The following is a 2,039-nucleotide window of genomic DNA, read 5'->3' on the forward strand; positions in this document are numbered from 1 at the left end:
AACCTTTTTCATCTTAGCATTTTAGGAGGCTTTTTTTCTTACCTCGCTGGAAGCTCTCCGGAACCACCGGCTTAGCCAGTGGTTTTCAAAGATATAAATAAAAAGAGATCAAAGAAAATTTCTTTGATCTCTTACTAAATCTATTTTATTGCTCTTCACCAACAAATGGTAATAAGCCCATAATACGTGCGCGTTTAATAGCAATCGTTAATTTACGTTGATTTTTAGCGCCAGTACCTGTTACACGACGTGGCAAGATTTTTCCACGTTCAGAAATGAATTTTTTTAATAATTCAATATCTTTATAGTCAATATACTCAATATGGTTTGCAGCAATATAGTCTACTTTACGGCGTTTACGTCCGCCTCTTCTTTGTTGTGCCATTCTTATTCCCTCCTATCAAATTCGTTTAGAATGGTAAATCATCATCTGAAATGTCAATAGTTGAACCTGAACCACTAAATGGATCAGAATCTCTATCAAAATCAGGCATACCGTTTTGAGACTGAGAGGATGGTTGATTATTAAAGCTGTTGCTTTGTCCAGAAGAATTGCCAAAACTATTATCTTGTGGTTTTTGATAGCTATTATTACTAGCAGCACCACTATTAAATGTTTGACCTTCTTGTCCTTGCCTTTGTTCAGATACTGAACGTGACTCTAACAATTGGAAATTTTCACATACCACTTCAGTCACATATACACGCTGTCCCTGTTGGTTTTCATACGATCTCGTCTGAATACGTCCAGTGACGCCCAACAAAGTTCCTTTCCGTGCATAATTAGCCATAGTTTCTGCTGGCTTACGCCAAATTACACAGTTGATAAAATCAGCTTCACGATTTCCACTTTGATTCGTAAAATTACGGTTTACTGCTAAAGTAAACGTCGCAACTGCAGAACCGCTTGATGTATATCGTAAATCCGGATCTTTAGTTAGTCTCCCGACTAGTACAACATTGTTAATCATTCAAACATCTCCTTTCGTCTTAAAAATGTTTCACGTGAAACATTTTTATGCTTCTTCTTTAATAATCATGTGACGGATAATATCGTCATTGATTTTAGCAAGACGATCAAACTCGTTGATAGCTCCTGCTGTTGATGCAGAAGAAACTTTAACGATATGATAGATGCCTTCACGGAATCCGTTCATTTCATACGCTAAGCGACGTTTTTCCCAGTCTTTTGATTCGATAACTTCTGCTCCGTTATCTTTCAAAATTGTGTCGAAACGTTCTACTAAAGCAGTTTTTGCTTCTTCATCAATGTTCGGACGAATAATGTACATAATTTCATAATTCGTAGCTTGACTCATTGATTTTCACCTCCCTGTGGACTTTAAGGCTCTCGGCTTTCCCAAGAGCAAGGAGAGTTATCTAAAATTTAGACTACTCACAATTTTTCATTATACATGTAAAACCTAATAAAATCAAGCTTTTTCACTAGTTTTTATAATGGATTTTCTATGGCTTACTTACAAAAATAACGAAGGACTTATTTTAAAACACTGATTACCATTTACTCATTATCAAATTTAATAACGCTGAACCTTTTGTACGTTTTTCAAGCTAACTTACAAACACATACACAAACCAGTAGAACATCCCTATAAATGGAGCAAATGCCCAAAGTTTATCCATCCAACTTCCTTTATTGTTTTCTTTTTCCAAAACAAGCTTTAATTTCAACTGTTCATTTTCTAACTTTAATTCTTGGATTTTGATTTCTTCTTTATTCATCACTTAGTCCTTCTCTCTATTTTTCTTTTTTAGTTGTTGTATTTATTATGCCTTTCTTTTGTGTTTTCCAACAGATTCCTTTGTCAGAACTTTATATGACATTTGTCATGGCATAAGAAAAAAGATGAAACAAAACTAAAAATCAGTTTTGTTTCATCCTCTAAATCCGAATAAACGGTGGTCAAAAGTCTGAGGCTTCTTATACGAAAACTAAATTCGTAAAAAAACAAAAAAAGGCTACCTCCTACTTAATACGTAGTTAGCTGGAATTGGTCTAGAACGCTTTAGCAGCTACG

At 34.8% G+C, this 2,039-nt stretch carries 4 protein-coding genes; all 4 read right to left on the reverse strand.

Translation table 11 applies throughout. The features are described 5' to 3' along the window. Positions 1 to 145: 145 nt before the first annotated feature. Positions 146 to 385, reverse strand: coding sequence for a 30S ribosomal protein S18 (gene rpsR, locus BCR26_RS16635; protein ID WP_010762117.1), 240 nt, complete (start codon positions 383 to 385; stop codon positions 146 to 148). Between the two features lie 25 nt (positions 386 to 410). Further along, positions 411 to 971, reverse strand: coding sequence for a single-stranded DNA-binding protein (gene ssb / locus BCR26_RS16640; RefSeq protein ID WP_069700079.1), 561 nt, complete (start codon positions 969 to 971; stop codon positions 411 to 413). 45 nt (positions 972 to 1,016) lie between these two features. Next, the gene (rpsF, locus tag BCR26_RS16645) at positions 1,017 to 1,319 is read right to left on the reverse strand and encodes a 30S ribosomal protein S6 (protein WP_069700080.1); all 303 of its coding nucleotides are present in this window, start codon (positions 1,317 to 1,319) and stop codon (positions 1,017 to 1,019) included. Between the two features lie 253 nt (positions 1,320 to 1,572). Then, positions 1,573 to 1,743, reverse strand: a complete 171-nt coding sequence (locus BCR26_RS18630) for a hypothetical protein (protein ID WP_169818909.1) — start codon at positions 1,741 to 1,743, stop codon at positions 1,573 to 1,575. Between the last annotated feature and the right edge of the window lie 296 nt (positions 1,744 to 2,039).

Origin of the sequence: Enterococcus rivorum (genome assembly GCF_001742285.1) — a bacterium.
In the GTDB taxonomy this organism is placed as follows: domain Bacteria; phylum Bacillota; class Bacilli; order Lactobacillales; family Enterococcaceae; genus Enterococcus_L; species Enterococcus_L rivorum.

Bases quoted from the DNA above. Each gene is read 5' to 3' on its own strand.
- rpsR (WP_010762117.1), bottom strand. From the start codon at position 385: ATGGCACAACAAAGAAGAGGCGGACGTAAACGCCGTAAAGTAGACTAT.
- rpsF (WP_069700080.1), bottom strand. From the start codon at position 1,319: ATGAGTCAAGCTACGAATTATGAAATTATGTACATTATTCGTCCGAAC.
- ssb (WP_069700079.1), bottom strand. From the start codon at position 971: ATGATTAACAATGTTGTACTAGTCGGGAGACTAACTAAAGATCCGGAT.
- BCR26_RS18630 (WP_169818909.1), bottom strand. From the start codon at position 1,743: ATGAATAAAGAAGAAATCAAAATCCAAGAATTAAAGTTAGAAAATGAA.